The 20,519-nt window shown below is 54.9% G+C and carries 20 protein-coding genes; 4 read left to right on the top strand and 16 right to left on the bottom strand.

Going from position 1 to position 20,519, the window contains the following annotated elements; genetic code table 11:
* Nucleotides 1–142 precede the first annotated feature (142 nt).
* The 11 genes from LOY28_RS15320 to LOY28_RS15270 form a co-directional block, all read right to left on the bottom strand.
* A complete protein-coding gene (locus tag LOY28_RS15320; RefSeq protein WP_258612059.1) occupies nucleotides 143–484 on the bottom strand; it encodes a helix-turn-helix domain-containing protein in 342 nt (113 codons plus the stop codon).
* Nucleotides 485–620: 136 nt separating this feature from the next.
* The gene (nudC, locus tag LOY28_RS15315) at nucleotides 621–1,451 is read right to left on the bottom strand and encodes an NAD(+) diphosphatase (RefSeq protein ID WP_258612058.1); all 831 of its coding nucleotides are present in this window, start codon (nucleotides 1,449–1,451) and stop codon (nucleotides 621–623) included.
* A gap of 65 nt (nucleotides 1,452–1,516) precedes the next feature.
* Nucleotides 1,517–1,909: an ACT domain-containing protein gene (locus LOY28_RS15310; RefSeq protein ID WP_105348936.1), complete on the bottom strand. Its 393-nt coding sequence runs from the start codon at nucleotides 1,907–1,909 to the stop codon at nucleotides 1,517–1,519.
* A gap of 32 nt (nucleotides 1,910–1,941) precedes the next feature.
* The gene (locus LOY28_RS15305) at nucleotides 1,942–3,174 is read right to left on the bottom strand and encodes a M20 aminoacylase family protein (protein ID WP_258612057.1); all 1,233 of its coding nucleotides are present in this window, start codon (nucleotides 3,172–3,174) and stop codon (nucleotides 1,942–1,944) included.
* On the bottom strand, nucleotides 3,174–3,932 hold the full coding sequence (locus tag LOY28_RS15300) for an ATP-binding cassette domain-containing protein (RefSeq protein WP_258612056.1): 759 nt from the start codon (nucleotides 3,930–3,932) through the stop codon (nucleotides 3,174–3,176). Before LOY28_RS15300 ends, LOY28_RS15305 begins: the two co-directional genes overlap by 1 nt.
* On the bottom strand, nucleotides 3,929–4,693 hold the full coding sequence (gene hisM / locus LOY28_RS15295; RefSeq protein ID WP_258612055.1) for a histidine ABC transporter permease HisM: 765 nt from the start codon (nucleotides 4,691–4,693) through the stop codon (nucleotides 3,929–3,931). Before hisM ends, LOY28_RS15300 begins: the two co-directional genes overlap by 4 nt.
* Nucleotides 4,690–5,379, bottom strand: a complete 690-nt coding sequence (locus LOY28_RS15290; RefSeq protein ID WP_105348926.1) for an ABC transporter permease — start codon at nucleotides 5,377–5,379, stop codon at nucleotides 4,690–4,692. The genes hisM and LOY28_RS15290 overlap by 4 nt, the downstream gene beginning before the upstream one ends.
* A gap of 80 nt (nucleotides 5,380–5,459) precedes the next feature.
* On the bottom strand, nucleotides 5,460–6,245 hold the full coding sequence (locus tag LOY28_RS15285; RefSeq protein ID WP_105348924.1) for an ABC transporter substrate-binding protein: 786 nt from the start codon (nucleotides 6,243–6,245) through the stop codon (nucleotides 5,460–5,462).
* An 83-nt stretch (nucleotides 6,246–6,328) separates the two neighbouring features.
* On the bottom strand, nucleotides 6,329–7,855 hold the full coding sequence (gene hutH / locus LOY28_RS15280; RefSeq protein WP_105348921.1) for a histidine ammonia-lyase: 1,527 nt from the start codon (nucleotides 7,853–7,855) through the stop codon (nucleotides 6,329–6,331).
* 35 nt (nucleotides 7,856–7,890) lie between these two features.
* Nucleotides 7,891–9,411, bottom strand: a complete 1,521-nt coding sequence (locus tag LOY28_RS15275) for an amidohydrolase family protein (protein ID WP_258612054.1) — start codon at nucleotides 9,409–9,411, stop codon at nucleotides 7,891–7,893.
* An 11-nt stretch (nucleotides 9,412–9,422) separates the two neighbouring features.
* Nucleotides 9,423–11,114: a urocanate hydratase gene (locus tag LOY28_RS15270; RefSeq protein WP_258612053.1), complete on the bottom strand. Its 1,692-nt coding sequence runs from the start codon at nucleotides 11,112–11,114 to the stop codon at nucleotides 9,423–9,425.
* 193 nt (nucleotides 11,115–11,307) lie between these two features.
* On the opposite strand from LOY28_RS15270, the gene LOY28_RS15265 reads away from it, so the two are divergent.
* The 3 genes from LOY28_RS15265 (at nucleotide 11,308) to LOY28_RS15255 (ending at nucleotide 14,958) form a co-directional block, all read left to right on the top strand.
* Nucleotides 11,308–12,687: a dihydroorotase family protein gene (locus LOY28_RS15265; protein ID WP_258612052.1), complete on the top strand. Its 1,380-nt coding sequence runs from the start codon at nucleotides 11,308–11,310 to the stop codon at nucleotides 12,685–12,687.
* A complete protein-coding gene (locus LOY28_RS15260) occupies nucleotides 12,680–13,945 on the top strand; it encodes a Zn-dependent hydrolase (RefSeq protein ID WP_258612051.1) in 1,266 nt (421 codons plus the stop codon). The genes LOY28_RS15265 and LOY28_RS15260 overlap by 8 nt, the downstream gene beginning before the upstream one ends.
* An 86-nt stretch (nucleotides 13,946–14,031) precedes the next feature.
* A complete protein-coding gene (locus LOY28_RS15255; protein WP_258612050.1) occupies nucleotides 14,032–14,958 on the top strand; it encodes a LysR family transcriptional regulator in 927 nt (308 codons plus the stop codon).
* Between the two features lie 181 nt (nucleotides 14,959–15,139).
* On the opposite strand, the gene LOY28_RS15250 is transcribed toward LOY28_RS15255, so the two are convergent.
* The 4 genes from LOY28_RS15250 to LOY28_RS15235 all read right to left on the bottom strand — a co-directional run bounded on the left by LOY28_RS15250 (nucleotide 15,140) and on the right by LOY28_RS15235 (nucleotide 18,540).
* Nucleotides 15,140–16,027: a DMT family transporter gene (locus LOY28_RS15250; protein WP_258612049.1), complete on the bottom strand. Its 888-nt coding sequence runs from the start codon at nucleotides 16,025–16,027 to the stop codon at nucleotides 15,140–15,142.
* Between the two features lie 298 nt (nucleotides 16,028–16,325).
* Nucleotides 16,326–17,165: an AraC family transcriptional regulator gene (locus tag LOY28_RS15245; protein WP_258612048.1), complete on the bottom strand. Its 840-nt coding sequence runs from the start codon at nucleotides 17,163–17,165 to the stop codon at nucleotides 16,326–16,328.
* Nucleotides 17,165–17,713: a YbhB/YbcL family Raf kinase inhibitor-like protein gene (locus tag LOY28_RS15240; protein ID WP_258612047.1), complete on the bottom strand. Its 549-nt coding sequence runs from the start codon at nucleotides 17,711–17,713 to the stop codon at nucleotides 17,165–17,167. The genes LOY28_RS15245 and LOY28_RS15240 overlap by 1 nt, the downstream gene beginning before the upstream one ends.
* 140 nt (nucleotides 17,714–17,853) lie before the next feature.
* Nucleotides 17,854–18,540, bottom strand: coding sequence for a GntR family transcriptional regulator (locus tag LOY28_RS15235; RefSeq protein ID WP_019579182.1), 687 nt, complete (start codon nucleotides 18,538–18,540; stop codon nucleotides 17,854–17,856).
* Between the two features lie 232 nt (nucleotides 18,541–18,772).
* Here LOY28_RS15235 and LOY28_RS15230 point away from each other — a divergent pair, with 232 nt between their 5' ends.
* Entirely contained in the window at nucleotides 18,773–19,618 is an 846-nt protein-coding gene (locus tag LOY28_RS15230; RefSeq protein ID WP_019579181.1) for a fumarylacetoacetate hydrolase family protein, read from the top strand.
* Between the two features lie 67 nt (nucleotides 19,619–19,685).
* On the opposite strand, the gene LOY28_RS15225 is transcribed toward LOY28_RS15230, so the two are convergent.
* A complete protein-coding gene (locus LOY28_RS15225; protein WP_019579180.1) occupies nucleotides 19,686–20,516 on the bottom strand; it encodes a sulfite exporter TauE/SafE family protein in 831 nt (276 codons plus the stop codon).
* Nucleotides 20,517–20,519: the final 3 nt, after the last annotated feature.

The following is a 20,519-nucleotide window of genomic DNA, read 5'->3' as shown; positions in this document are numbered from 1 at the left end:
GTCTGGGAGAGCTAAGCGCGCGTTGACGCGGATCAGCGTGGTGACTGACAGATCGAACAGATCGAGGGACGGGCTGGATAAGGACGGAACAGAGAGGGGGTATTAAACTTCAGTTAGGCAGTTCTAATAATCGATAAAATCGTTATTTTTTTGATGGGGCTTTGGCTAGTGATTGAGCAATGATCATCAACGACTCTTTCTCTTGTCGGTCAAGGTTTCGATAAATTTTCAGCAGGTTTGCCTCTGTTTCGGAAAGTAGCTGTTGTTCAGTAGTTATGGCGTTTCCAGAGATGATGTAATAAATATCTAGACCTTTGGCTTGGGCTTTACTCAAATATAATAAGCCCGCATTTTTGTCACGGGTCTCATAACTAACTTGAGTTCGACGAGAGACACCCATGAGCAGGGAGAAGCCTTCCTGGCTGTACCCGAGTCGCTTCCGCTCCTCCTGCAAGCGCATCCCCATAGTCAAATTTATATTCATGTGTGACCTTCTCCTTATTGCGAATATCTGTTTTTGGTGTGCCATTAGAAAGCTAGAAAGATTAAGTTTCCATGTCTGAGCTCACTGAATTCGGGTAGTTCGAAAAACATCTAGTCGAACAGCTCAAAACTTATCCTTACTGAGGCGGAGCAGGAGAGGGCATACCCTTCATTTCGGCAATATGTAGCTCTATAAGATAACGAGATATCGAGCGGTGGGAAGATAGAGTTGGTAGTTCATGCAAGTTGAACCAGCGCGCATCTTCGATCTCCCCCGGCTGCGGCACAATTTCGCCTCCGTCGTAGTCGGCATGGTAGCCGAACATCATTGAGTGCGGATAAGGCCATGACTGACTGGCTTTATAGCGAAGGTTGCATATCTCGATTCCCACCTCCTCGCGGACTTCTCTGATTACGCATCCTTCCATGGACTCCCCTGGCTCCGCAAACCCGGCAAGGGTGCTGTAAAGCCCAGGTGCGAAAGCGGGTGAGCGGGCCAACAACACCTCTTCGCCTCGCGTGATCAGGACGATCATGCAGGGAGAGATCCTGGGATAAAAGCGCAGGCGGCAGTCTTCGCAGCATAACGCTCGTTCTGCTTTCGACGTGACAGTAGGCGCGCCACAGGCACCGCAGAACCGATGTTGCTGTGCCCAGGTTCCCACTTGAGCTGCGTAGGCCAACATTTTGTAAGTTGCAAGGTCACGTTCAAGCATCAGATGCCTAAGTGGCATCCAGGCACAGCTTGGTAGCTCTTGGGTAGAAACGGTTTGAATCATATGTATGGGCGAACCGTTCAGGTAACCCACGCCATGTACGCTGCCGACATGCAGATCAAGGGTCGACACCCACGCCTCTTTAAACAGTACGGTATCGGAAGTCGCTAAAAAACCTCTCGGCCCCAGCACTAACAGCCGATCGGCAAGTTGGGCAGTATCGACCATTGCTGGCGTCCAGATCGTCGACATCACTAGGCGCTCCATGTGTTCTGTAAAGCTGCGCCGCTAATAAAAGTTAGGCGCAGCCTGCTGAGCTAACGGTGAATTTTGTGGCCAGCTTCAGTTAGTACCGACAGTCCCTTCTCGAAGTCGGTCTCTTTGAGCAGCATGTAATCGCCATCGAAGGTTGACACCACGAACACGCCAAAACTGCTTTCGGTAAGAGGGCGGATGACAGAGAGGATGATGCCTGTTTCATCGAAGGCGAATGGGCCCACGAACTGAACGCACCTCCAGTCGCGGTCAACTTTAACGCCTTCAGGTACACGTGATTGCAAGCAGACGATCGACAGTTCTTCAGGCGAACGTGAGATGCTGACGAATCCTGTGCCATCTGCCCAGGACGGAAGCTTTTCGTCCCCGTGCAGTCGGGAAATGCTGTAGACGTCGGGCAATACTTTCAGATTGATACTTTTTGCGAGTTGCATGATTGCTCCTTGAAAATTGATGAGGCGACCGTTTACCGCAGGTGATTGTCCGCATGGTCAGTGTGCGGAAGGTAAGTCTCCACTAGCCGCACCCAGTAGGTGGCGCCTAGGGCCAGAATGTCGTCATTGAAGTCAAAGCTGGCACTGTGAAGCACGCATGGCCCGTCGCCGTGACCGAGACCGCGCTGGTCACTGGCGCCGTTGCCAATGAAAACGTAACAGCCAGGCGTATGCTCGAGCATGTGCGCAAAGTCCTCGGAGGCCATTGTCGGCTCCGCGTCGGTGACCACTTGGCCGGGCCCGACGAGTTTACGTAGGACGTCAACACACAGCTCCGTCTCCTGCGCATGGTTGATCAGAGGGGGATAGTCGGACTTGCACTGCACTTGAACATCACAATGAAATGCTTGCGACACATGCAATGCCAAGTGACGTATCCGCGTTTCAATGGTTGTCATGGAGTTTCTTGAAAACGCCCTAAAGATTCCTCCGAGCTGGGCCTGATCTGGAATGACCGTCAACGTGTCATCGGTGCCTGTATGAATATGGGTAATCGATAGCACGACCGGATCTAAAGGCGATAGGCTCCTCGTTGTAATGATCGGGATCGCTTGGACAAGGTGCGCAAGGGCCGGTATTGGATCGGTGCATTGCTGTGGCAACGCTGCGTGTCCGCCTTTACCAGAGACGGTAATGCGGAATTCGGTGTCCGAGGCCATCATGGCCCCAGGGCGCAACGAGAATTGGCCGACCGGTAATCCCGGCCAGTTGTGCATACCGAAGATTGCGTCCATGGGAAAGCGCTCGAACAGCCCGTCCTTGATCATTTGTAGGGCGCCTGCATCACGCTCTTCGGCGGGTTGGAATATGAAATAGACCGTTCCGTCAAAGCTGCGGGTGCGTGACAACTCTTGCGCCGCAGCCAGCAGCATGGCGGAGTGGCCGTCATGACCGCACGCGTGCATTTTGCCGGCATGCACAGACGCATGTGAAAATTGATTCTTTTCCTGTATCGGTAATGCGTCCATGTCGGCGCGTAGTCCGATGGATCGCGTGCCTACTTGGCTTCGCAATACCCCTACGACACCTGTTCCAGCCAGTCCCCGGTGCACCTCTAGTCCCCAGCTCTGCAATGACTCAGCAATAAGGTTCGCGGTTGAATGTTCTTCAAAAGCCAATTCGGGATGTTTGTGGAGCTCGTGCCGTATGGCGTAAATGGTTTCAGGGACATTGATCAAGCTGCCGTAGCCGTGCTCACTGTTCATCACTTGAGCCCCATGGCAAGAAACTGGCGAAGGCGCTCACTTTTAGGATTGTCGAATAATTCCTCTGGCGTACCTTGCTCTTCGATTTTGCCACCGTGCAAGAAGATGACCTTGCTTGAGGCCGTTCGCGCAAAACCCATCTCGTGCGTGACCACGATCATCGTGCGTCCCTCTTGGGCAAGCTGCTGCATGATCTTGAGCACTTCCCCTACCAGTTCCGGATCAAGCGCCGAGGTGGGCTCGTCAAAAAGCATTACCTCAGGTTCGACTGCTAGCGCTCGGGCGATGGCGACGCGCTGCTGCTGGCCGCCGGACAGATGGGCCGGATAAGTATTGTGGAAGCGCTCGTCCAAACCGACCTTCTTGAGGTAAGCGACCGCACGGGCACGCGCCTCTTCCTTGCTGACTTTCAATGCTTGCATCGGCACCATGCTGACGTTCTCCAGCACAGTCATATGCGCCCACAGGTTGAAATGCTGGAACACCATCGCCAGGCGCGTGCGCAGTCTGCGTAGCGTCTGCTTGTCGGGTCTAGGCGATTTTTTGGGATCGATATCAATGCACAGGTCATCGAGGTTGACCTTGCCGCAATCTGGTTGCTCAAGAAAGTTAACGCATCGAAGAAATGTGCTTTTGCCAGAACCGCTGGAGCCGATGATGCTGATCACCTCCCCACGCTGAGCACTCAACGACACGCCATGTAGAACCTTGTGGCTACCGTAGCTTTTATGGATGTTGTCAACGGTCAGGGCATTCATACGAAACTACCTTCTTTTAGAGTAGGAGCGGAAGGTTTGGCGGCTTTGGTGGCCTTTCTGGGTTTGAGATGCTTGAGCCAGCGTTTTTCCGCAGCATGGAAGCTGGCAATAATGCAAAGAGAGATCATTAGGTAGAGGAGTGAGGCCAGCCCATAGGTGGTAAACGTCAGGTAAGTTTCCGAGTTCACATCCCTTGCCACCTTGAGGATGTCGGGCACGGTGGCAGTGAATGCCAAGGTCGTGCCGTGCAGCATGAAAATTACCTCGTTGCTATAGGCCGGCAGGGCGCGGCGCAAAGCGCTTGGCAAGATCACCTTGAAGTTGATGGTGGCGGCGCTCAACCCGAAGGCTTTCGCGGCCTCAATCTCGCCTCGCTGACTAGCCCGAATCGAACCCACGAGGATTTCGGTCATGTAGGCGCACTCGTTGAGGATGAATGCCAGCAAAGTGCAGCAATAGGCGTCGCGGAAAAAGTCGCTTACTAGCGGCGTATCCCGGATGAATGACAAGCTGTATAGCCCGCTGTAGATAATCAACAGTTGTACGTACAGAGGCGTGGTGCGGAACGTGTATGTGTACAGCCATATGGCTGCGCTCAGCATTCGGGACGAGGAGACCCGGCCCACTGCGAGCGGAATCGAAAGAACGAAGCCACCCACTGTTGAGGCGATCAATAGCATGAGGGTAACTGCGACACCGCTCCATTGCTGCCCATCCGACCACAGAAAGCTTTGCCAATAAGTAGTGAAGAGTTCGATCATAATTCCACCTCCCGGGCCCACGCCGCTGAGCGACACTTCACCCAGTGCAGCAACAGGCTAGAGATCCCGGAAAGGCAGAAGTACACGGCTCCCGCTATTAGCATGAACAGCAAAGTGTTGTGAGTGCTGCGGCCTGCTTCCTGGGCGGCTAATACCAAATCGCTCAGACCGATGATTGAAACCAGTGCGGTGGCCTTCACCAGAACCTGCCAGTTGTTGCTAATGCCGGGCAGGGCATACCTGACTAGCTGCGGCATCAGCACCTTTCTGAACGTTTGTAGCCCTGACAGACCATAGGCATTTGCAGCCTCAGTCTGACCACGATCAATGGCTAGGAATGCCCCTCGGAACGTTTCGGAGAAGTAGGCTCCGTAGATAAAACCGAGGGTCATGACGCCGGCGGCGAAGGGGTTTATTTCCACTCGGCCAGCGCCGAGTTTGTCTGTGATGTGATTCACTCCAATTTGGATCGTGTAAAAGATCAGCAGCATGAGCGCTAGATCAGGCACACCTCGGATCAAGGTTGTGTAGCACTGCGCTGGAATAACTAGCCAGGCTCGGCCCGACAACTTAGCCAAGGAACTGAGCAGCCCCAAAAACAGCGCCAGTACCAGCGCTACCAGCGCCAACTGAACGGTGCTTAAAGCGCCTTTAGCAATCAGCGGTAAGTATTCAAGCCATTGCATGGCACATTACTCGCAAACGGTGGACAGAGAGGGAGGTTGCGAAGCCGGCCCGGCGCATCGACGTGGCCGGCGTTCTGCGTTTACCCGCCGTAGATGTCGAAGTCGAAATATTTGCTCGCGATCTTTTTGTAAGTGCCGTCGGCAAGCATGGATGCAATGGCTTTGTTGATCCGCTGTTTGAGATCGGTGTCATCTTTGCGCACGCCGATCGCTGTGCCGCTGCCCAAGACTTTCTCATCCTCGATCACAGGCCCGGCGAATGCGTAGCCTTTTCCCTGATCGGTTTTGAGGAAGGCATAAGTGGCCTGCACCTCATCCTGGAGCGCGGCGTCGATACGACCGTTCACCAGATCCGAGTAAACCTGATCTTGGTTGGCGTAGGCCTGTAGTCGGATGCCGGGCCGTTTCCAGTAGGTGCGGGCGTAGGACTCCTGGATGGTGCCTTGTTGGTACCCAACGGTTTTGCCTTTAAGACCCTCCTCGGTAGGCAATATGCCGGCGGCCTCCTTTGCAACCAAACGGGTAGAGGGATTAGAGAGCTTGTCGGTGAAGTCAATTTGCTTGAGGCGCTGCTCTGTGATGGACAGGCTGGAAAGGACGCCATCAAACTTGCGAGCCAGCAAACCTGGAATCAAACCATCAAAACTGCTGTTCACGTACTCGCATTTCATTTCGATGCGTTTGCAAATTTCATTACCCAAGTCGATGTCGAAGCCGACGAATTTGCCTTGAGGATCGCGGTATTCCAGTGGCGGATAAGTAGGATCAACGCCCAGGCGTAGCATCTCTTCGGCTTCGGCTTTGAGCATGACTGAGCCGGCGAACAGAGTGGCGGCTACGCAAGCTACAACGAGATTCTTGTTCATGATTTTTTCTCTGTGCAGTAGTTGGCAGGTGACAGGCTGTGTATCTGAGGTTGGCCACCGGCAGGAGCCGGTGGCGGCGTTGGTTAGAACAGTTCGTCTAGACTTGGTGTTGCTGCGGATAAGGCCCCGCTCCTGATCAGTTCAGCGACGGTCGCCATGTCCGGCGCGATCGGTCGATCTTCATTCATAGCGGGCACTTGGTCGCGAATGCAGTAAATGCTCGTCGAAAGCGCTTTGCTGTAGGGATTGCCACCGCGTAGATCCATGCCTTGAACTGCGCAAAGCGCTTCGACCGAGAGGATCCCGCGCAGCGTGGAGGTCATCTCCAGCAGTCGGCGCGCACCATGCGTGGCCATAGACACGTGATCTTCTTGGTTCCCGGCAGTCGGAATAGTGTCGATAGAGGCTGGGGTGGCACGCTGCTTGTTCTCCGAAGCCATGGCTGCGGCGGAAATATGTGCCGTCATGTACCCAGAGTGCAGGCCTGCATCTACAGTTAGCATCGGTGGCAAACCCGAAAAGGATGGGTCAAGCAACAGGTTGCATCGGCGCTCGGAAAGGTTGCCGATTTCCGCGATAGCGATGGCGAGCATGTCCGCAGCGAAGGCGACAGGTTCAGCGTGGAAATTGCCGCCCGATATCACGTCGCCGGTATCGACGAAAATCAACGGGTTGTCAGATGCCGCATTGCTTTCAATCTCTAGCATGTTGCTGGCGAAACGGATCATGTCCAGGCAAGCGCCGAGCACTTGCGGCTGGCATCGGATACTGTAGGGGTCTTGCACCTTGCCCGACGCTTCGGAAATGGCGCGCATCGGGCTGCCATCGAGCAGACGTTTGAAGGCTGCGCCGACCGTAATTTGCCCAGCGTGGCCCCGAACTTCGTGGATGCGGGGGTCGAAGGGGCTCGCAATACCCGCGAGTGCTTCAGTGGTAATGCAGCCGATGGTCAGTGCGGCCTTGAAGGCATTCTCCAAAGCAAACAATCCGGTAAGCGCCAGCGCAGTGGATACTTGGGTGCCGTTCATCAACGCCAAGCCTTCCTTAGGCGCCAATACGATGGGCTCCAGACCGGCGCGACCCAGCGCCTCGGCGCCGTCGAGCAGTTCGCCGTCATACCAGGCTTGACCCATGCCTATCATTACAGCGGTCATGTGTGCCAATGGGGCGAGGTCGCCGCTTGCACCGACCGAACCTTGGGCGGGGATGTAAGGAATCACGCCACGTTCGCGCATGTCTTCCAACAACTGGACAGTTCGGTATTGAGCACCGGAAACACCACGCCCAAGGCTTGCTACTTTGAGTGCCATCACCAACCGCACGACATCACCGCCTAAGGCCGGCCCATACCCCGTCATGTGCGACATCACTAGGTTCTTCTGCAACTGACGCAGATCCGCGTCGCTGATGCGCACGTTGGCGAGTTTTCCAAAGCCGGTATTGAGGCCGTAAACAGCGCGACCACTCTCGACCAGGGTATCCACCGCTGTGGCGGAGGCCTCGATGCCTGCGCGTGCACTTTCACAAAGGCATGCAGGCGCGCCGTTGTAGATCGCGCGCCAGGTCGCGAGGCGGGTTTTGCCGGGAACGATTTTTTGTTCTTTAGTCATTTTTGTGCTCACAGGTCGTCAATATGTTGATCGCTCTAAAACGCTTTCGGCGCTTTGCGGGGTTGGTTGAAGTAATTGATTGAGTGGCGAAGTTCTTCCATTTGCGGGTCGCGCAGGCAGTCCTCGTAGGCCCCTTCAAGATACGGCCGAAGGATTTCGCGAGCTTTTTGACCGCTGCCAATTCTTCCTTGCAACGTCAGCATGCGTTCAGCAACTTCGAGTAGGAGTGCCTCTTCATCCAGGCGGGTGATGCGACCCTTGTCGACAACCTTCTGGCCTCCCACATAAACGTCCCGCACCGAATTGCCTTGCTCGCAGAACACCAGTTGGGTAAGCGCGTCATTGAGTGGGGTGAAGGCAGAGGTCTTTAAGTCGATCAGGCAAAAGTCTGCCTGCTTGCCGATTTCAATTGAGCCGATTTGGCGTCCACGGCCTATGGCTTTGGCACCGCCCGTAGTAGCCATCGTGAACACTTGAAGAGCATCCACCGGACTGGAAGACGATTGATCCAGTAGTGCATTGGAGAGGGCGGCAAGGCGCATGGCATCGAACATGGAGTTCAAGTCGTTGCCATTGTTATTGTCAGTCCCCAAGCCAACCGGAATACCACGCTTGAGCATCTCGGCCACCGGCGCCACTCCGCTGCCCAACTTCATGTTGCAGGCAGGGTTGTGCACCACGCTCGACCCTTTGCTGGCGATCAGGTCGAGTTCATCGGCCGTGAGCCATACCCCATGGGCGAGAACGCTGCGCGAGTTCATCAGGCCGAGCTCGTCCATGTACTTGGCCATGGGCATGCCGTAGAACTTTGCCGCCGTGAGTGCCTGGATCCGGGTCTCCAGCAGATGGATGAGTACGGGACGGTCATACTGCTCGGCCAGCTCCCAGGTTTTCTGCAAAAAAGAAGCGGTGCAGCGCTGAGGGCCAGAGGGCGAGAAAACGAAGCGCACTCTGCCGTTCCAGCGCTGCGCCATCTCCTGCCAGTATGCAAGCACCTGTGGAGCCGCTTTTTCGGTTACTGCTCCTTTGAGCTCCGATGGCAGACGCTCGGCGAGATAGGGAATTCCTTCCTGATAGGGTCGGTCGCACCAAGCTACGCTGACGTCGGCCCGGATGCCTAGGATCGAATATGCCTCAAATGCCGCGTGCACCACCTCAGGTTCCAAGTGGCCACCGAAGTGCACGTCATCGACTACAGTGGTGATGCCATTGCGCAGCATCTCGATTCCGTTTACCAGGGTGCGCAGGTAAACCTCTCGCGGTGTCCAGCCTCGGCGGTGGGTTGGTGGACTGTAGAGCCCCATCCAGATTTCCAACGGTATGCCGGAAAAACGGCCCTTATCAAAACGGTCGTGCGAGTGATGGTGTGCGTTGATCAGACCAGGTATCAGCAGCTTGCCGCGCCCATCAGTACGCTCGTCGAGATTGACCGTCGAATGATCGATTCGTGGTGCAAGACCAACGAAACGGTCGCCGTCGATCAGCACGTCGATAACACGGGCTGTGCCGTCCGTGCTTATAACGTTGACTTGCTCAATCAAATGAAGAAGGGCCATGACTTCGTCCTTTATGGGCGATGCAGGGTGGCTTGCGGGCTCCACCACAGCGGGACTTGAATCTCTTGGTCAGTCAGCGGGCCGAGGCCTTGGGCTACCAATTTCGCCATCGGATAGCCCGCTTGGGCGTGGCGCACTACGCCAATGCCGGCATCGGTGGTGAGACAAGCATCCAGACGTAGGTCTGCCTCTTCGGATCCATCGGCGATCATGGTGACGCCGGTATGGGCAGAAATTCCCATCGTGCCGTTGGATTGAATCGCCACGAGGTCTGCCATGGCCGAGACGTTGAGCAGAGCGTTCAGGTACGGCCAATCGGAGATCGCATCCGAACCGTCAAGCATGTTCTCGGTTTCAAATGCGGGGTTGGCAATGGAACCGGTATCGAGGTTGTCCCGCGAGAAAGCGACCGGGCCTTTGAGTTCGCCCGAACGCACCAGGGCGTTGACGGCCAAACCAAAATCGCGACGCTGACCAAATCCGAGGAAGCAGATTCGGGCTGGCAGGCCTTCTACCGGCAAGCGATCGCGGCAGCGGCTGATCCAGCGAGTTACAAGTGGATCGTCCTTGAACATCTCCAGTGCCAAGTCGTCGAGTCGACGTTGATCCGATACTTCGCCGGACACGCAAGTCCAACGGAAGGGGCCACGCCCGATGAAGAAGAGTGGGCGGACGTATTCAGCAATGCAGCCTGGATAGGCGAAGGCCTCTTCGCGGGACATGCCAGCGTCAACCGCCTCTTTGCGCACGAACGTGCCGTATTCAAAAACCACCGCACCCTCATTCTTGAAGCGGTTCATAGCCTTGACGATGCGTTTCATCGATTCACGGGATTTCGCCATGTAGGCGTCACGGTCGCGCTCAAGCAATTCGGCGGCTTCCGCTAAGGACAGTCCGGCCGGAATCAATGCGAACGGGTCATGGCATGGGCACATCTCTGTAACGATGTCGGGTTTCCATCCATAGTTCAGAGCCTGCTCCAATGCTTCAACCATATTGCCGAGCACTACTATGGAAAGAGCACGGCCTTCTTTCTGGGCAGAGTCGGCCATTCCGATCGCTTCTTCGAGCGAGGCGGCCTGAATGTCTGCGTAGCCGTTGGCCAGGCGTTCGTCGATGCTCTTTTGGCGTACTTCCACTGTCACACTGACGCCACCATGCATGGTCATTGCAAGTGGCTGCGAGCGCCCCATGCCGCCTAAGCCGGCGGTGAAAAACACACGGCCTTTGAGCTCGCCGCCGAAGTGGCGGTCAGCGACCAGGGCCAAGGTTTCAAAAGTCCCTTCGATTACGCCTTGGCTGCCGATGTACTGCCAAGGCCCAGCAGTGTAAGAGGCGAATGCGGTGAGGTTCTGGGCGCTTAGGTCGTAGAATTTTGGCCAGTCGGCCTTGATAACGTTACTGTTGGCCATTACTACACGTGGGGCCAGACGGTGTGTTTTGAAAATGGCCACCGGCATGCCCGATTGAATGGCCAAGGTCTCATCGTTCTCCAGATTCTTTAGTGACTCAACGATCGCGTCGTAACTTTCCCAGTTACGTGCAGCCTTGCCGATCCCGCCGTAGACCGTCAGTCGTGACGCGTCCTCCGCGTTTTCCAAGTTGTTTTCGAGCATTCGCAAGATCGTCTCCTGCTTCCAGCCCTTACACCGCAAGGTACTTCCACGCGCAGCTTTTATCTGTTGAGGTTTTTGTTGGGTCATATCAAGCCACTCTCAGGTTTTTTTACGGAAGCACAGTTGGCAGGCTTCCCCTCGGGTGACTCGATTATTTAAGCCGGCACCTCGGCGAACCATGCAAAAAGCTGCAACCGAAGTTTCCATATGCGTCATGGTTCATGCCGCAGGCACAGTTCGATACTCACTCGTAAAAAGAAACACCTCAGGAGGTGGAGCGATGAGTGATTTCGATCTCGTAGTGCGTGGCAGAATCGTCGATCACGAACAGATAGTTGAAGATGGATGGCTTGCCATCCGCGACGGAAAAATTGCCGCTCGTGGAGCAGGTCAGCCGCCGGCCGCCAAGTGCACGCTCGACGAACGCAGGCATTGGGTGCTGCCAGGTGTTATCGACGGTCAGGTGCATTCTGGTAGTCAGGCGAACCAGGAAGGCTTGGGGTGGGCCAGCCGTGCGGCAGCAGCCGGGGGCATCACTGTGATGGTCGATATGCCATATGACGATCCTGAGCCTGTAGCTTGTGCGGCACAGCTACTGCGCAAGGCGGCCGAAGTCGAGCGGGACTGCCATATCGATGTGGGGCTTTTCGCTACCGTGGATGAGAAGCATGGGGTGGGCGCCATTCCCGGACTAATCGAGGCCGGTGCTTGTGCCTTCAAATTCTCAACGTTCGAGGCAGCCCCTGGCCGTTTCCCTCGCATCGAGGAGGACTTACTGAACGAGCTGTTCAGTCTCATAGCTCCTTCTGGACTGGTGTGTGGAGTGCATAACCAGATGCAGGAGCTGACCCGCAAAAACATCAAACGTCAAATCGAAGTGGGTGATACGGGCTGGGACGCCTTTCTTCGAGCTCACCCGCCGTTGATCGAAGATCTGGCTACGGCACTGATCTATGAGATCGGAGCGCAGACAGGGGCTCGTGCACATCCAGTTCACGTGTCCACCGGGCGCGGTTTTGAGCTTTGCGAGATGTACCGCAAGGCCGGTCATACAGCGACTATTGAAACCTGTATCCAATATCTGATGCTTAACCATGAAGAGCACACACGACGGCTCGGAGCCAAGACCAAGCATTACCCACCGATCAGACCCAAGACAGAAACTGAAAAAGTGTGGGGCCACATAGCTGCTGGCCATTGCACATTCGTTTCTTCCGACCATGTCAGCTGGGGGCTGGAGCGCAAAAATAACCCAAATGTGTTCCGCAACTCTTCCGGCGGCCCCGGTTTGGAAACGCTGCTGCCAGCGCTTTGGACAGGGGCGACCACCCGTAGCCTTTCACCCACGCTGGTCTCGAAACTGCTTAGCCATAACCCTGCTGCACATTTCTTATTGGACGATCGCAAGGGCGGGTTTGAAATCGGTAAAGACGCGGATTTCGTGATTCTCGCTGAAGAGCGCTACCGCTTCGATCCTTCCGGAAGCCTCAGCGCCGTGAAGTGGAGCTCGTTCGAAGGAATGGAGTTTTCCGCGCGGGTCAAGAAAACATTCTGTCGCGGCCAAGGCGTATTTGACCAAGGAACAATACTCAACAGCCCAGGTTACGGTCGTTTCCTGCGCCCCCACAATCAAAACAAGAGCACCGACCGAAATGAGTGATTCCCAAGTGAAATTGAACCGCGACCGGCTGTGGGGCCGGGTTGAAATGCTCTCCAGTTTTATTGTTTCTGGCGTGCCGTGGACGCGCCGTGCTTTTTCCCCTCAGTTCGAAGAAGCACGACGCTGGCTCAAAGGCGAGTTCGAGTCCGCAGGTCTTTGCGTAACCTTGGATGCAGGTGGCAATTTAATCGGTGAGATGAAAGGCAGCGAGCCTGGCCGCAAGCCTTTAATCAGCGGTTCGCATTGCGATACCGTGGTCGCCGGAGGGCGCTTCGATGGAATCATCGGCGTATTGGCAGCGTTAGAGGTTGCCCATGCGTTTAAGGACGCAGGACGGTGCCTGCGCCATCCGTTCCAGGTGATTGATTTTCTCTCAGAGGAGCCCAGCGACTACGGCATATCCTGTGTAGGAAGTCGCGCGTTTGCTGGGCTATTAAGCACCGATATGCTCGCTTCCAAGAATCGGGTTGGCGAGAGCCTTGCGCAGGCTTTAACACGTATCGGCGGCGATCCAAATGGTTTGAACCAGGCGTTGAGGGCACCCGAGAGCACCGCCGCGTTCGTCGAGTTGCACATAGAACAAGGGCCCGTGTTGGAGAGCCAGGGCGTGCAGATCGGCTCGGTTACCAACATCGTCGGCATCCGGCGGGTGAGCATCACGGTGTGTGGCTTACCTGATCATGCCGGTACGACACCTATGGATCTTCGCCGAGACGCGTTGGTCGGTGCTGCGCACATGATCGTAAAGGCCCGCGATATGGCCGCTGCGCTGTCCGGAAACCCCAACTATGTCGTTGCGACCGTCGGCCGTCTTGATGTGACCCCAAATGTACCAAACGCAGTGCCGGGGAAGGTTGAGATGGTGCTTGAAGTGCGCAGTGACTCCAAAGATGTGTTGCTGAAATTTCCAGAGGATCTGTTGAGCCAATGTGAGCCGGTGCTCAGAGATCTGCGCTTGAGCGCGGTATCGGTGGCATTGACGTATGCCGACCCAACCGATTGCTCCATGCTGGTAATCGAAGCTGTGAGCGCAGCCGCCCAAAGTCTGGGCTACACCAATATAACTATGCCCAGCGGCGCGGGACATGACGCTGTCTACGTGGGCGCTACCGGGCCAATCGGCATGGTGTTTGTTCCATGCCTCAATGGCCGAAGCCATTGCCCCGAAGAGTGGCTTGAGCCTGAGCAACTCATGCGCGGGACAGAGGTGCTGGCTGCAACACTTATGCGGCTGGACGCTCAACTGGCCCCAGATTAATCTGCTCCACACGATTCCAATAACAAGGACGAGTGCGCAGGTATGCCGATACCAGCGCTTTACTCACCAATCCTGGAGTACAAGAAGTGAACAGCCCAGCGGTTCCCCCTCTACACGACATTGACCTCAAACACTGGCGGCTTTTCAAGGCTGTTGTGGAGTGTGGCGGGCTGTCCGCCGCCGAGGAGGCTACTGGTATGGGCATATCAGCGATCAGTCGACAACTGTCCGATCTGGAAGGGCGCTTCGGTAGCCAGCTGTGCCAGCGAGGGCGCAGCGGGTTTCAGTTAACTCAGGAAGGGCAGGTCGCGTACACAGCTGTTCTACGATTGCTAGATTCCATAGATGAGTTTCGCGAAACGCTTGCCCACTCCAAAGGCGAGGTCAAAGGTGACCTTAGTCTGTGGCTAATTGACCACAGCACATTCACCCCCGCCAATCCCATCGCCACTGCCCTTGCAAGTTTTTCTAACATGTATCCGTTGGTGAACCTGAGTATCAGCGTTGCCCCACCGGACGCGGTCGAACGCGCGGTAGCCGAGAAGAAGGCTGGAGTGGGCATCACAATCTGTAAGTCGGATTTGCCGTCGCTCACCTATCAAGTGATCAGCAACGAGACCTCTGCGTTGTACTGCGGGCGAGGTCATCAAGCTTATGGCAAAGACGAAGATGAGACGCGGTATATCATCGAGCAGGGAGCGCGATATGTGCGTCGCGGCTACCTGATCCAAGATTCAGCCCCAGCTTCCTTCCTGCAGCATTCCTCACCCCTGGCCCACCATGTCGAAGCAACTGTGCAGCTGCTGCTCAGCGGCGGTTTTGTCGGGATTGTGCCTGACCACATTGCTCAGCCTTGGGTCTCTAGTGGAGAGCTATATCGCTTGCCTCTTCCCGAGTTCATAGTCGACCGTCCGGTGTTTGCTGTCGCTCGCGAGTCAGAGCACCGCACGCGCACCGCAATGCTCATGCAGGACGCATTAGTTGAAGCTTTCGGAGATCATCGCGGGGGATAGCAGGAGGGGAGTGGCCAGCCCAACTATCCAATTGGGTTCGTCGACTCATTTGCAGCCCATAGTCACTTGGATGAAATGAAAGTATCACCCGACTGGGAATGGGATGATTACACGGTTAATGGTAGCGTCTGGTCGTCAGAACCTGTGCAATACCCTCCGGTTACGATTGGGATCTAGGAAATCAATCAGTGCCATTTGCTAAACGCTTGTCGCTAAGCACCAAGCCAATTCCTCCTAACACTGCCAACGATGTCAGTGCTAAGCGAACGGTAAGCTGTTCACCCAAGAGGAGTACCCCAGCGAGAGACGCTAAGACAGGAACACTCAGTTGGATGCTTGCTGCTCGAAACGATGACAGCGAACGTATCGCCGCGTACCAGATTGCATAACCAACACCTGAGGCAATCGTCCCAGAAGCAATGGCGCAAAGAGTCCCCCAAAAATCGATCGAAAAGTCACTAATGAAGGGGACTGAAGCTAAAAGCATCATAGGGACGGCTCGCAAGAAATTTCCTGTAGTCGATGCGAGTGGGTCGTTCGATTGCTTGCCGATTAAGGAGTATCCGGCCCATGCAATGCCTGATAACAGCATAATTCCAGCGCTACCAAGCGCAGGCGCACTTGTCCCGGGTAATAACAAGGCCACAAGACCTCCGATAGCAAGGAGTAGCCCTACAATTGCGACTCCTTGCATCCTCTCGCCTTTGCAGTACCCGTAACCAAGCATGGTGAGCTGTACTGCGCCGAACAAAAGTAGCGCGCCAGTCCCAGTTTCCAAGTTCAAATATGCGTATGAAAAAGCGAATGCATAGGTGAACAGGGTGAAAGCACCAAACCAGGTTCCTGACGGGCGGGGCGTAGTATTTTTAATCGCTAGGAGCACCCAAAGCATGATAGCTCCGCTCACCAGACGTATTAGTGTGAAGGAGGTAGGATCAATTTCTGTATGACGAAGAGCAAGTCGGCAAAGCACCGAGTTGGCTGCAAAAGCTAGCATTGCTAAAGTAGTCAACAGGACTACTTTTTGGGCGCCTTTGAGTAGCGGTATATCAAGTATGTGCTTTGACACTAGCTGTTCCCCACAGTACGTATAGGTTGCTACAGACTTGTAAAGTTACCTCGCGCTTGAGGGTTCCAGCTTCTGCGACCGGTAGCAGCTATTCAAGTCAAGCGAAATTCATAAAATATATGGTTGGTTGCTATGAATAAGGCTACCGTTCAGTTGGTAGGCTTGCAACGGAATTATCTGCGATTGTGCAGTGGGCTCCCGGAGAGTTCTTTTTTGCTCTGCATCTGGGGGCATGAGGCAAGCAAAAAACTCTGTCACATGGCCGGGGCTAGGAGAGGGGGCAGGGAGCTCGATCAAATCAAGGATCTGCGCGTCGATGTCCCCTGATTGCACTCGGTGGAAAGCCAAATCTATCTCGAAATCTGACAGCGAATTGAGACGGCGTCTGGTAGCCCACAGAAAGTGCTATCTGCATTACAGGCTGAGTTGTCGATTGGAGTAGCTGCAGCGCAAATGACATGCGAGCATCGATCAGCAGATTGCTTAGGTTAGTCCCTTCCTCAGCCAATCTACGGCGCATAGTGGCCTCGCTCATCGCAAATGCCGACGCTACGACTCCAGCGCTCCATTCGTTAGCCAGATCTCTTCCTATGAGTCGTCTGACCTTGACCGCCATTGTCAGCACTCGTGACTGCTCAAGTCGTCCTCCGTTTATGCCGATCCACACCAAAAGCTCCTGCAAGCGATGGCGAGCAATCATGGTCGGGACTGTGCTGTCCTCCACCGCCTGAATTGAACGGTGAAGCGATACCGCAAAATCTGCGGTATCGCTTCTTATGGGAAGGGCATGTTTAATGACTGGCAAATCCGGATTGGATTCGGCGTTTAAGGCGATCAACGTTTCATCCCACGCCAGCCAGTGCGCTCGGTAGCTACCGTCGTCCGCTAATTTGTTGGTGATGTCGAGCGATTGACCCCCAGCTACAACGATCGCTTCACCTGCGCGGATCAAATACTCTCCTCCGGGCCACCGAACCGCTTTCATGCCTTTCTCGACGTATATCAGCACAGGGCTTTCGATATACAAACGCTTGAACTCCAGATTTTGTTGCTGAAGAACGACTCCCGCCGACCCGACCCCCGGTCGAGTCATGATGCGCAGCGCATTGTAGGAGTCGTAAGCGTTCGTCATCGACATTAGCGGTTGCCTTGTACCGTGAGTGTTGCTTTGCCAAGCGAGCTGCCCAGCACCATAAACCCGAGCATCGCCGGTGTGGCAGTAGGTGGTAATTCGAGCTTATCGACTTTCAGGGCATTAACCGTGATGAGGAAATTGTGTGTCTGTCCTTCAGGCGGACAGGCTCCAAGGTAACCAGGCATACCGCTATCGCCCTTAACCTCAAGCGTGCCGGCTGGAAGTTTGCCTCCAGAGCTGCCCGCGCCTTCCTTTAGCTCATTTACATTTCCGGGTACGTTCGCCAGTACCCAGTGCCACCAGCCTGACCCGGTAGGTGCGTCGGGATCATACACAGTCACCACATAGCTCTTCGTACCTTGCGGAGCGCCGCTCCAGGATATTTGAGGGGAAAGATTTTTGCCGTTGCAGCCGAACGCATTGGCGAACTGGGCCTGTTGAAGATGTCCGTTCAATGGGCTACTGCTTTGCACCTTGAACTCTTGGGCTTGAGTAATGCCTGCGGCCAACGAAAGCGCCAAGATGCCAGCGACTAGAAATGATTTTTTCATACCGACTCCGATGTGGTTGGAGTCGATATTCTGCGGTGCCAGCCACTCCTTGCCCGTTTGCCGCCGCTCGAATTTGATTGCAATCCAGTCAATTTGGGCGAACCGCAATATTATTAAAGAGGCGATGCACTAACTCAGCGCTATTGCTCCTTCATTGCTTGGATACTCGCCAGCCCCTTTATCAGAGCTGCGGAAGTCGTCTGAATGTGATGAATCAACAGCTCACTGGCCTTGGTCGCATCTTTTGCTAAGGCTGCATCGAGGAGCCTCCTGTGTTCATCACCGATATCCCTATTCTTGGCAGTCATTGCTATCGACATCGCCCGATAGCGCGCCGTTTGTTCGAATAGCATTGCTCGCATTCGCAACAGCCAGGTGTTTGGGCAAGCGCTGACCAGTGCTTCGTGAAACGCCTCATGCGCTGTATTCCAGGCGTCAGCTTCGTATTGGTCGATGGTGTCAGGCCCTGCAATCCTCGAAAGGCAGTGGTAGGCCGAAACCAATCCTGACTCCCAGGTGACATTGCCGTTTTCGATGGAGTGGCGAAGGCAGCTCGCTTCTATCTCAATTCGGGCCTGCGTGAGGTCGTTCAGATCCGCCAGCGAAACAGCTGAAATTCGAAATCCTTTTTGAGGTTCGGCTATGACAAGCCCCTCGGCAGTCATTCTGGACAGGGCCTCTCGCACTGCGCCTGCGCTGGCTTCGTACTGTCCAGATAGCTCCTTGACGTTGACTCTACTTCCAGGCGGCAACACGCAGGACAAAACGTCTCTGCGTAGGCGTTCGTATGTCGCCTGAGTGAGACTTTTGGCCGCGCTTTCTACCATTACCTGCCTCTCAAAACTAAAATATTGTTTGTTGCGAAAAATATATTTTATGTCATAAGATGGATTTTCTCAATTATCAAAAGGGTCGCTGATTGCTCGGACTGCTCCCCCTCAGGGCTTTCATCGGACTAAAGCGTTCACAGAACACACATTCCACTGCGATTGAGGCTGCGCTTCCTTCAACGGCCTCCATTAACGTTCGTTGTTTTTTTAGAAGACAGTCGAGGTAGTAATGAAGCTTTGTCGTTTTGGCCCTCCAGGCAAGGAGCGTCCAGGTTTACTGGATACCGATGGTCGGATTCGCGATCTCTCTGCGCATGTCACCGATATCGATGCTTCGGTACTGGCTCCCGCAGCTCTTGCTGAACTATCTAAGCTAGATGTCGCTGGATTGCCTGTGGTAGAGGAGGGCGTTCGGTACGGAGTACCCGTGGCCCAAGTGCGTAAATTTATCGCTATTGGACTCAACTACCGAGATCATGCTGAAGAAGCTGGCATGGCGATTCCCACCGAACCCATCATCTTTCATAAAGCCATCAGCTGCCTCTCTGGGCCGGATGACGACATCGTTCAGCCTCCGCATTCAACAAAGCTTGATTGGGAGCTTGAGCTGGGGGTAGTGATTGGAAGTGAGGCTCAATACGTGTCCGAAGCCAATGCTCTGGACTACGTTGCTGGTTACTGCGTGGTGAACGATGTTTCTGAGCGGGCTTTCCAGATGCAAAGTTCACAATGGGATAAAGGCAAGGGATGTGACACTTTCGGGCCGATAGGGCCTTGGTTGGTGACCCGAGACGAAGTTGCGGATCCGCAGAATCTCGACATGTGGCTTGACGTAAATGGCGAGCGACGCCAAATCGGCAACTCAAAAACGATGATTTTTTCTGTTGCGCAGATCGTGTCCTACTGCAGTCGGTACATGACATTGCAGCCCGGTGACGTAATTTGTACAGGAACTCCTCCGGGGGTGGGCATGGGGATGAAACCGGAGCCCCAGTGGCTACACCCCGGCGACCAGATCCATTTATGGATTGACGGTCTGGGAGAGCAGCGGCAGAAGGTTGTGCCAGCCAGGTAATCTGTAACTCGGCAAATGAGCGTCTCCCAGTGGAGACGCTTGCTGATATTGGAATTTGTCTGGCACGTCATGATCCCAGACCTAAATCGAATACGCTGGCTCCCAGCATGATGGCTGCGACGATTCCGACGATCGAGAATGCCTGTTGTAAACGAGGAATGGCCAGCTTGTGAGCTAGCTGCCTTCCCGCGATCAATCCTAAAACCGCACCGGCAGCAAACGGTACCGCTGCTTGCCAATACATGACGCCGCTAATAGCGGCAGCAATCACTCCGCCGATTGAAACCGAGGCGATCACCGCAAGAGAAGTTGCGACAATACTTTTCATTTCCAGATTGGTGTATCGCGTCAGGGCCGGAATGATGACAAATCCTCCTCCGACACCCAGCAAGCCTGACAGTAAGCCTGACGTGAAACCGGTTAGTGCCAATACTCGAGCACAGGGCAGCGTCCAGCGTAACCGCCCCTTTGCCGGATTGAGTACGCAGGGCAACACCTCGCGTCGTGGGGTGGCAACGCCATTACGGATTTCCCGACTTGCATTGCGCAACATGCGCACGCTGGCGTACACGAGAACTAACGAAAACACCAACGCGAGAGGCTTGTTTGGAATGCGCTGAGCCAGGTGTAAGCCTAGCGGCGCAGCCACGATTCCAATCGACGATATGAAGGCTGCTGCTTTATATCGAACGACGCCTTGCTTCAATCCGAGCACAGCTCCGACGCCGGAAGCTAAAGCGACTGCTAGCAGCCCGACGGGCGCCGCCTGAGTCATTGATAAACCTAGACCGAAAACTAATACAGGAATGGCGAGGATTCCCCCGCCTGCACCGGTCATGGCCAAAACACCTCCAATGACCGCGCCAAGAACGACGGCCAGCATGCTGTGCTCATCCATATT

It is taken from the genome of Pseudomonas sp. B21-017 (assembly GCF_024749245.1).
GTDB lineage: Bacteria > Pseudomonadota > Gammaproteobacteria > Pseudomonadales > Pseudomonadaceae > Aquipseudomonas.
The sequence above is the reverse complement of the archived record's forward strand: the minus strand, read 5'-3'. Positions and strand labels throughout refer to the sequence as shown.

Coding starts and splice junctions, on each gene's coding strand:
- LOY28_RS15320 (WP_258612059.1), bottom strand. CDS start 484: ATGAATATAAATTTGACTATGGGGATGCGCTTGCAGGAGGAGCGGAAG.
- nudC (WP_258612058.1), bottom strand. CDS start 1,451: ATGTCGACGATCTGGACGCCAGCAATGGTCGATACTGCCCAACTTGCC.
- LOY28_RS15310 (WP_105348936.1), bottom strand. CDS start 1,909: ATGCAACTCGCAAAAAGTATCAATCTGAAAGTATTGCCCGACGTCTAC.
- LOY28_RS15305 (WP_258612057.1), bottom strand. CDS start 3,174: ATGAACAGTGAGCACGGCTACGGCAGCTTGATCAATGTCCCTGAAACC.
- LOY28_RS15300 (WP_258612056.1), bottom strand. CDS start 3,932: ATGAATGCCCTGACCGTTGACAACATCCATAAAAGCTACGGTAGCCAC.
- hisM (WP_258612055.1), bottom strand. CDS start 4,693: ATGATCGAACTCTTCACTACTTATTGGCAAAGCTTTCTGTGGTCGGAT.
- LOY28_RS15290 (WP_105348926.1), bottom strand. CDS start 5,379: ATGCAATGGCTTGAATACTTACCGCTGATTGCTAAAGGCGCTTTAAGC.
- LOY28_RS15285 (WP_105348924.1), bottom strand. CDS start 6,245: ATGAACAAGAATCTCGTTGTAGCTTGCGTAGCCGCCACTCTGTTCGCC.
- hutH (WP_105348921.1), bottom strand. CDS start 7,855: ATGACTAAAGAACAAAAAATCGTTCCCGGCAAAACCCGCCTCGCGACC.
- LOY28_RS15275 (WP_258612054.1), bottom strand. CDS start 9,411: ATGGCCCTTCTTCATTTGATTGAGCAAGTCAACGTTATAAGCACGGAC.
- LOY28_RS15270 (WP_258612053.1), bottom strand. CDS start 11,114: ATGACCCAACAAAAACCTCAACAGATAAAAGCTGCGCGTGGAAGTACC.
- LOY28_RS15265 (WP_258612052.1), top strand. CDS start 11,308: ATGAGTGATTTCGATCTCGTAGTGCGTGGCAGAATCGTCGATCACGAA.
- LOY28_RS15260 (WP_258612051.1), top strand. CDS start 12,680: ATGAGTGATTCCCAAGTGAAATTGAACCGCGACCGGCTGTGGGGCCGG.
- LOY28_RS15245 (WP_258612048.1), bottom strand. CDS start 17,165: ATGTCGATGACGAACGCTTACGACTCCTACAATGCGCTGCGCATCATG.
- LOY28_RS15240 (WP_258612047.1), bottom strand. CDS start 17,713: ATGAAAAAATCATTTCTAGTCGCTGGCATCTTGGCGCTTTCGTTGGCC.
- LOY28_RS15235 (WP_019579182.1), bottom strand. CDS start 18,540: ATGGTAGAAAGCGCGGCCAAAAGTCTCACTCAGGCGACATACGAACGC.
- LOY28_RS15230 (WP_019579181.1), top strand. CDS start 18,773: ATGAAGCTTTGTCGTTTTGGCCCTCCAGGCAAGGAGCGTCCAGGTTTA.
- LOY28_RS15225 (WP_019579180.1), bottom strand. CDS start 20,516: ATGGATGAGCACAGCATGCTGGCCGTCGTTCTTGGCGCGGTCATTGGA.